Annotated in this window: 6 protein-coding genes; 2 read left to right on the top strand and 4 right to left on the bottom strand. The window is 63.8% G+C overall.

Annotated features, from left to right (window positions below):
• Positions 1-161: 161 nt before the first annotated feature.
• The 4 genes from EN884_RS20490 to EN884_RS20475 all read right to left on the bottom strand — a co-directional run bounded on the left by EN884_RS20490 (position 162) and on the right by EN884_RS20475 (position 5,445).
• Positions 162-1,016 carry a MetQ/NlpA family lipoprotein gene (locus EN884_RS20490; protein ID WP_013528557.1) on the bottom strand — a complete coding sequence of 285 codons (855 nt, stop codon included), beginning with the start codon at positions 1,014-1,016 and terminating at the stop codon, positions 162-164.
• A 244-nt stretch (positions 1,017-1,260) separates the two neighbouring features.
• Positions 1,261-2,748: an aldehyde dehydrogenase gene (locus EN884_RS20485; protein WP_063169690.1), complete on the bottom strand. Its 1,488-nt coding sequence runs from the start codon at positions 2,746-2,748 to the stop codon at positions 1,261-1,263.
• On the bottom strand, positions 2,745-3,947 hold the full coding sequence (locus EN884_RS20480; RefSeq protein WP_245458406.1) for a cytochrome P450: 1,203 nt from the start codon (positions 3,945-3,947) through the stop codon (positions 2,745-2,747). The genes EN884_RS20485 and EN884_RS20480 overlap by 4 nt, the downstream gene beginning before the upstream one ends.
• 49 nt (positions 3,948-3,996) lie before the next feature.
• Complete coding sequence (locus EN884_RS20475) at positions 3,997-5,445, bottom strand: APC family permease (RefSeq protein WP_027161147.1); 1,449 nt, start codon at positions 5,443-5,445, stop codon at positions 3,997-3,999.
• Between the two features lie 173 nt (positions 5,446-5,618).
• Here EN884_RS20475 and EN884_RS20470 point away from each other — a divergent pair, with 173 nt between their 5' ends.
• Positions 5,619-6,389 carry an IclR family transcriptional regulator gene (locus tag EN884_RS20470; RefSeq protein WP_063169692.1) on the top strand — a complete coding sequence of 257 codons (771 nt, stop codon included), beginning with the start codon at positions 5,619-5,621 and terminating at the stop codon, positions 6,387-6,389.
• On the top strand, positions 6,389-6,565 hold a 177-nt coding region (locus EN884_RS20465; RefSeq protein WP_206617614.1), incomplete at its 3' end, for a Tm-1-like ATP-binding domain-containing protein. The genes EN884_RS20470 and EN884_RS20465, both read left to right, overlap by 1 nt.

Raw genomic sequence — 6,565 nt, 5'->3', positions numbered from 1 at the left:
CCTGAGATGCGTCGGGCCGGGTCTGGGTCGGATCGGCGGTCTCCCCGGATGCCGTGATATGCTGGTTCATGAATATTCCTGTTCCCGAAAACGCAATCGCGGCCCGCGCCTGAGCGCGGACCGCTGTTGCTCTCGAACCGGGCTTCCGGCCGAGGACCGGATCAATAGGCGCTGAGGCCGGTGCCCTTGTAGACCTTGTCGAACTCGGCCTTCACCGCCTCGTTCTGATAGGAAGCCACCAGCGTCTTCACCCAGGCCTCGTTCTCGTTACCGGTCTTCACCGCGATGAAGTTGCGGTAGGGATTGTCGGCGATAGGCTCCTGCGCGATGCGGTTTTCCGGCGACAGGCCGCTTTTCAGCGCCCAGTCGGTGTTGACCACGGCCGCATCGAGATCCTCGACCGAGCGGCCGACGATACCGGCGTCAAGTTCCTTGATCACCACCTTCTTCGCGTTCTCGGCGATGTCGGCGGTGGTGGCCAGAATGCCGGTGCCATCCCTGAGCTTGATCACGCCCTCGTTCTGCAGCACGCGCAGCGCCCGGCCTTCATTGGATGGGTCGTTGGGCACGCCAATGACCGCGCCCTCGGGCAGGTCGGCAACCTTGCTGAACTTCTTAGAGTAGAGGCCGATCGGCCAGACGCCGGTATAGCCGACACGGACGATGTGGTAGCCTTGCGTCTTGATCTGGTTGTCGAGATAGGGCTGGTGCTGGAAGGCGTTGGCGTCGATCTCGCCGCGCTCCAGCGCTTCGTTGGGCTGGGTGTAGTCGTTGAATACCACCGTCTCGATGGCAAGGCCCTTTTCGGCGGCTTGCGCGACGACGACGCGCCAGACGTCCTCGTCCTCGCCGCTGATGATGCCGACCTTGATCGCCTTCTTGTCCTCGGCAAACGACGCATGCGGTGCAATCAGGCTGCCGATCGCGACGACTGAGGCGAACAGCAGAGCAAGGCCACTGCGCCGGTTGACGGTTGACCCGGGGGAAGATGGCAAAGTGTTCTTGAAGTCAGTCATGATTGATCTCTGCGGTTGTGAAGTCATGGCAGCGAGGCGGATTGCCTAGCCTTGGTCGCATCCTCAGAAATTCTATCAAGTTTATCAAAGAACGCGTTTCGCCATTCTCGCCAAAGCCGGGAATATTCTCTCAAAATTTTCAAGAGCGTGAGCAAAAGCCGCTGCTTGGCCGGCCGCAGCGGATCGCGGCGCGATCTTGCGCGCGTCTGGAGGTCGTCAGATTCTCAGAGAGCTCAGCGTGCCGTCAAAGCGCGATCCAGGCCGCCTTCAGTTCCAAATATTTCTCCAGCGCGTGCAGCGACTTGTCGCGGCCGAAGCCGGACTGCTTGACGCCGCCGAGCGGCACGGTGATGTCGGCGCCGCCATAGGTGTTGACGTGGACGACGCCGGCATTGATGGCGCGCACCATGCGATGCGCGGTGGAGAGATTGGCGGTCCACACCGCGGAGGCAAGCCCGTAGACGGTCGAATTGGCAAGCCGAACCGCCTCCTCCTCGGTCTCGAAGCGCATGACGCCGAGCACCGGCCCGAACACCTCCTCGCGCGCCAACTGCATGTCCTGCATGACATTCTCGAAGATCGTTGGCGCCATGTAGCTGCCACCGGTCTCGGTCAGCATCCGCTGGCCGCCGGTGACGAGACGGGCACCTTCTTCCGTGGCCCTGGCGACGAAACCGAGGTTCTTGTCCAGCTGTTCGGCGCTCGATACCGCGCCGACATCGCTGGTGAGATCAAGCGGATCGCCGACTTTGAGCCGCATGGTTGCCGAGAGCAGTTCGTCCATGAAGCGGTCGTAGACCGCTGACTGGACGAGAAGCCGCGAGCCGGCGACGCAGACCTGGCCGGAATTGCGGAAGATGCCATTGGCCGAGACGACCGCTGTCTGTTTCAGGTCCGGGGCGTCGGCAAAGACGATGTTCGGCGACTTGCCGCCGAGTTCGAGGAAGACGCGCTTCAGATTGGAGCGAGCGGAATATTCGAGCAGCCGCCTGCCGACCGGGCCGGAACCGGTGAAGGCGATGGCGTCGACATCCATATGCAGGCCGAGCGCCTCGCCGGTGACCGCGCCAAGCCCGGTGACGACGTTGAGCACACCGGCGGGCAAGCCGGCCTCGCTTGCCAGTTCGGCCAGCCGCAGCAGCGTCAGCGAGGCGATCTCCGGCGGCTTGACCACCACGCAATTGCCGGCGGCAAGTGCAGGCGCGATCTTCCAGGCACCGATCATCAGCGGGAAATTCCACGGCACGATGACGCCGACGACGCCGAGCGGCTCCTTGTGGATCAGTCCGAGCACATTCTCGGCCGTCGGCGCTATCTCGCCATAGACCTTGTCGATGGCCTCGGCATAGTAGCGGATGGTGCCTGCCGCCGACAGCGGTTCTGCCTTGTAGGCCATGCCGATCTCGGTGCCGTTGTCGCGCACACCGAGCACGGCGAGCTCATCGGCGTGTTTCTCGACCAGCTCGGCGAATTTCGTCAGCACCTTCTTGCGAAAGGCGGGTGTGGCGCGCGACCACGAGCCCTTCTCGAACGCCTTGCGCGCCGACTTCACGGCGCGGTCGATATCGGCGGCGTTGCCGTCGGCGATGCTGGCGAAAGGTCGGCCGTCGATCGGCGACGTCACCGGCAGGCTTGCGCCGCTTGTTGCCTCGACCTGCACGCCATCGATGAACAGGCCCTGCGCGCCGATCTCCGTCTTGCGCAGCGTTTCGATGGCATTCTGACTGATCATTGGTGACGGACTCCAAGGGAAACATGCAATGTGGTTGGCGCGCGGAATTCCCAGCCGCGAAACACCGGTTCCCTGCTCGGCACAAGGCTGAGATCGGGGAAGCGTTGGAGCAACAGCCGCACCGCAAGGCACATCTGCTCGCGTGCGAAGAACCGGCCCGAACAGAAATGATGGCCGAAGCCGAAGGCGGCATGGTTGCCTTCGTTGCGGTTGATGTCGAAGCGGTCGGGATCGGCAAAGCGGCTCTCGTCGCGGCTTGCCGAAGCGACGAGGGCGGCGACGGCAGCGCCGGCCGGGATCGTCACGCCGCCAATCTCGACTGCCCGCGTCGTCTGCCGCGTCTGCGTACCGATCGGCGCCACCCAGCGCAGGCCCTCGTCGACCGCCCTCGGCACGAAAGTCTCGGGATCGGCGAGCACCTGCCGCAATTGCTCGGGATGGGCCAGCAGGCCGGCGAGGATCGAGCCGGCGCCATGTCCGGGCTCCTGCATGCCGCCAAGCAGAATGACCTTGATGCTGGGCATCAGAAAGTCGATCGGCCGCGTCGTGCCCTCCGGCATGCCGTCATGCAGCATATGCGACAGCGCCGAGTCATCTGGCTGGCGCGCAAGTCTTTCCAGCGTCGGCAGGATGGCGTCGCCGACCTCGGCACTGATTGCGTCGGCGATCTCCTGCCGTTTCGGATCGTTCTCGAAATTGATGGCGCCCTGGGCAAGGCCGTAGAACCAGCGGCGCAGCGTCGGCATATCGATGCCGGCAAGGCCGAGCGAGCGCGCCAGGCTGAGCGTCGACACCGGCTCGAAATAATCGGTCATCAGCTCGGCGGAGCCCTGGTTGACGATCCGGTCCAGAAAAGGTTCGGCAATCGACCGCACGAGGTCGCCGGCATAGGCGGCGACGGTGCGCGGCCGGTATTTCGGGTCGACGCCTTGGCGCAGTTGCTTGTGCGTCTCGCCATCGGTGGTCAGGATGGTCGGCTTGCCGAAGGAACGCTCAACTGGTGACGAGCCGACGACGGCGGAGAAGATCTCGGGCGACTTGGCGACGCTCTCGACATCCTTCCAGCGGGTGACGAACCAAAGATTGACCGCCGGCACGAAAGCGACCGGCGCACTGCGCCTGAGCTCTGCATAGATCGGGTAGGGATCGGCTTCCAATGCCTCGACGGTGATATTTTCGGCAAAGCTCAAATCCGCCACTCCCCTTGTGGTGTAAGGGGCGGCGTGGCATGCCGCCCCTTTGCTTTTCTCAATCTTTCAGCGGCTGGCCGAGGTTTTTGAACGCGACCGGATCGCGGCTCTTCAGCGCGCTGGCCAGCAGCAGGCCGACGATCGCGGCGATCAGCACCAGCCCCGGCAGGAACACGCCAAGGAAACCGCCGGCTCCCGACAGGCTGCCGAAATTGATGACGATCAAATAGATGATGATGACGAAGGCGATGAAGGTCAGCCCGGGCAGGATGGTGGTCTTCAGCGCATTCTCGTGGGCCGCCGGGTTGGCGCGGAAGAACATCACCACGGCAAGCGATGCCACCGCCATCATCGCGATGACACCGAGCGTCGCGACATTGGTCAGCCACGAAAACAGCGCCAGCACCGGATCGAGGCCGAGCACGGCGAACAGGCCGACAACGACCGCGGCGAGCACGCTCTGGATGACGGAAGCGACATGTGGGCTCTGGTGCACCGGATGCGTCACGCCGATCGTCTGCGGCAACAGCTTCTCGCGGCCCGAGACGTAGATGTAGCGCGCAACCGCATTGTGGAACGCCAGCACGCCGGCAAACAGGCTCGACACGAACAGGATGCTCATCGCCTGCGAAAGCATCGTGCCGGCGTAGCGGTCGGACAGGCCGAACAGGAAGGTCGTCGGATCCTGCAATCCCTGCAGCGTCGGCAGCAATTTGTCGACACCGGCGCCGACCGCCATCAGCCATGCCGTGAGCATGTAGAAGACGCCGATCAGCACGACCGAGAAATAGGTGGCGCGCGGAATGGTGACCTTTGGGTCGCGGGCTTCCTCGGCATAGATCGTCGTCGCCTCGAAACCGATGAAGGCGGCGAAGCAGAACAGGATGGCGATGGCCGGCGAGCCGCTGACGATCTGGCTCCAGCTGAATGGCGCCGCCGACAGGCCGCTATCGCCGCCGGTCTTGAGGATGGCGATATCGAGGATCAGCACCACAAGATATTCGCACAGCACCAGCACCGTCAGGATCTTGGCGGAGAGGTCGACCTGCCGATAGCCGAGCACGGCGACCAGCGCGATGGCGATGAAGCTCCACACCCACCAGGGCAGGTTGATGCCCCAGCCGGCGAACAGGCCGGCGGTTGCGGCGCCCAGCAGGCCCATGACGCCGATCTGCATGGCGTTGTAGGACAGGATGGCGATCAGCGCCGTGGCGCCGCCGGCCATGCTGCCGAGGCCGCGTGCGGCATAGGCATAGAAGGCGCCGGCATTGCCGACATGGCGTGACATGGCGACATAGCCGACCGCGAACAAAAGCAGCAGCACGGTCACGATGAGATAGGTGCCGGCAAAGCCGGCGCCATTGCCCATCAGCATGCCAAGCGGCGTGCCGCCGGCGACTGCCGTGAGTGGGGCGGCCGCAGAAATCACCATGAAGGTGATGGCGCCGACGCCAAGACTGTTCTTGCGCAGCCTGTTGGCCGGCGCCTGTTCCGAGACTGCTGTCATTGATCCCTCCTGTTTGCAAACCCTTGAGTTCGCCGGCCGAATGGCCTGTCCCATGCACTCTGGCGGTTGGTTCATTATTTGAACCGTTATTTTGAATATAGACTTGCAAACAATGCTGATGCCTGTCAAGTTAATTCACACGTTAAATGATTGTCCCGAACGGGGAGGCAAATTTGAGTACGGTCGGAAAAGCGATCTCGCTTCTGGAGCTGTTCAACGTCGACGAGCCCGAGCTCGGCCTGTCCGATCTGGCGCGCCGCTCGGGCTTCGACAAGGCGACGACAAGGCGGCTGCTGGTAGCGCTGGCCGGCCGTGGTTTCGTCGAGCAGGATGCGGGTACGCGGCACTATCGCCTCGGCGCCGGGCTGTCGCGGCTGGCGCGCATCCGCGAGGCGCGCTTTCCCTTCCTGCAGACGGCCGTTCCGCTGGTGCGGGACCTGGCCGCATCGACGGCCGAGACCGTGCATTTGTCGGAATTCGGCGTCGACAGGCTGGTCACCGTCAACGTCGAGCATCCAGCATGGGCAAACCGGGTCAACATCGACATCGGTCAGTTGCTGCCTTTGCATTCGACCGCGTCGGGCATCGCCTATCTGGCCTTCGCCCGCGACGAGACCGTCAAGGCGTGCCTGACGGGTTCGCTCGATGCCTTCACGGCCCATACGCTGATCGAGCCGGCCGCCATCTCAAGATCCATGGGCGAGGCGCGCGAGCGCGGCTATTCGATCTGCGACCAGGGCTATGAGGAAGGTGTGATCAGCGTCGCGGCGGCAATCCGCGGGGCGGATGGCTTTGCGCTCGGCACCATCGCGGTGGCGGCGCCAAAGGCCAGAACGACGGCGGCCGCGATCACGGAGCGGGGACTTGCCGTGAGGGCGGCGGCACGGGAGATTTCCATGCGCCTCAACGGTGAAAACCTGCAAACCCTGAGGAGGCAGGCCTGATGCCCTCGGAGACAGCACCCCGCATCCTGGTCATCGGCACGGGCGACACAAAGGCCGAAGAGCTGTTGTTCATGAAACAGTGCATCGAGCAGTCGGGCGGCAGCGCCGTGATGATGGATGTCAGCGTGCTGGGCGACCCGCCCTACAGTCCGGACCACGATAAGCACGCCGTGGCG

It is taken from the genome of Mesorhizobium sp. M7A.F.Ca.AU.001.01.1.1, from assembly GCF_004022735.1.
Taxonomy (GTDB): domain Bacteria; phylum Pseudomonadota; class Alphaproteobacteria; order Rhizobiales; family Rhizobiaceae; genus Mesorhizobium; species Mesorhizobium ciceri.
Note: the sequence above shows the minus strand (reverse complement) of the source record. Positions and strands in the feature narration are given on the sequence as shown.